At 44.2% G+C, this 1751-nt stretch carries 1 protein-coding gene; it reads right to left on the bottom strand.

Features of this window, described 5'->3' with window-relative positions; all coding sequences use genetic code 11:
- Positions 1-98 precede the first annotated feature (98 nt).
- Positions 99-1751 (bottom strand): prolyl oligopeptidase family serine peptidase (locus L647_RS0109335; protein ID WP_024610902.1); only part of this gene is annotated, 1653 nt, incomplete at its 5' end.

Raw genomic sequence — 1751 nt, 5'->3', positions numbered from 1 at the left:
CCTTTTAGGGCTGCGTACATACGCTCACTTTGCATTGGGAATGTTCCGTGAGATTAAGAGTGGGTCTTCTTGCCCTCACAACATAAACACTTACTTTACTATTTACTCGGGATTGACTCTGCTACTTGCTCAGTAGTTACCTTTGCCGGCTCAACTGAGTCATTTAGCAAGTATTTATCAAGCCACTGCTCTTGTTCCCACAATACATGTAATAAGCTTTTACGAGCACGGTAACCATGTGCTTCATAAGGGAGCATTACTAAGCGGGCATTTTTACCTAAGCCTTTAAGCGCTGCGTACATACGCTCACTTTGCATTGGGAAGGTTCCAGAATTAGGGTCTTCTTGACCGTGGATCATTAGCATTGGTTCGTTAATTTTTTCAGCATGAAAAAACGGCGACATATTAGCGTATACACTTTGTGCTTGCCAAAAATCACGCTCTTCGCCTTGAAAACCAAACGGCGTTAATGTTCGGTTATACGCGCCGCTACGGGCAATACCCGTTTTAAATAAATCAGTGTGAGCCAGTAAGTTAGCAACCATAAATGCACCGTATGAGTGCCCTGCTATCGCTATTTTATCTTTATCAGCAATGCCTTTTTTAACTAAAACATCAACTGCGGCTTGCGCGCTTGATACTAACTGCTTTCTAAAGTTATCGTTAGGCTCGCTACCATCAATACCCACTATTGGCATTTTAGGATCGTCAAATACGGCAATGCCTTTGGCAAGGTAAGGCATTGGCCCCCAGTATCCAATATAAGTGAATGCATAAGGCGATTCGCGTACTTGCGATGCTACGGCTTTATCTTTGTATTCAAGTGGGTAAGCCCACATAAGCACAGGTAACGGACCTTGTGTTTTATCGTACCCTGGTGGTAAATAAAGCGTGCCCGATAGCTCAACACCGTCGTCGCGCTTATAACGTAGTTGTTCTTTAGTAACACCTTTAAATGCAGGATACGGGTGCTCAAACGTAGTGAGTTGCGTTAGCGTATCGTTATCTAAATCGCGTATAAAAAAGTTAGGTTGCTCAGTTTTAGATTCACGAATAGTAATAAATCGCTCACCTTCATCGTCAAGCAGAGCGCGTACACGCTCGTAATAAGGCGCTTTTGATTGCCATAAACGCTTGCTGCTATTTGTTTTAACGTCGTATTGATCTAAAAACGGCACGTTGCCTTGTTCTGATGCGCCATTACCACGCAGGTAAATATAGCGCCCGCCAACAATTTTAATTACGTTTGCGCCTAAATCGTTGCGCTCGTAAATTGCACTGCCTGGGTTTTTATAAGCATCGTTATAACTACGCTCTGAGAACAAAACTCGGTTTTTGTCGGCATTACGAGGTTGTATTATATAGGTACGAACTTGACGATCGCTAAAACGCCAGTCTGTTAGCATTGCTACGTTTTCGTTGCCCCATTCAATACCAGAGTATCGGCGTTCTACTTTGGCAAATAATTTAGGCTCACGTTTAAACGGAGCGCGTAGGCTGTAAATATAATCATGATGCTCAACATCGGTTTTCATATCGCCGCCATCTTGTGCCTCGGCCCAAATAACTTCTGCACCTTGATCTGCTCGCCATTCAAAATCGCGGCGGCCAGTGCGAACACTGTCGTAACCTTGTGGGATGTTATCGGCAAGTGGCTGTTTTGCCAGCTCTGCTAATGCATAGCCGCGCATGCCCCATATTTGCCATGTGCTTGCAAAACGGCTGTAAGGTACTTGATACGAAAATGGCTC

The sequence above is a fragment of the Pseudoalteromonas sp. TB64 genome (assembly GCF_000498095.1).
Classification (GTDB): domain Bacteria; phylum Pseudomonadota; class Gammaproteobacteria; order Enterobacterales; family Alteromonadaceae; genus Pseudoalteromonas.
The sequence above is the reverse complement of the archived record's forward strand: the minus strand, read 5'-3'. Positions and strand labels throughout refer to the sequence as shown.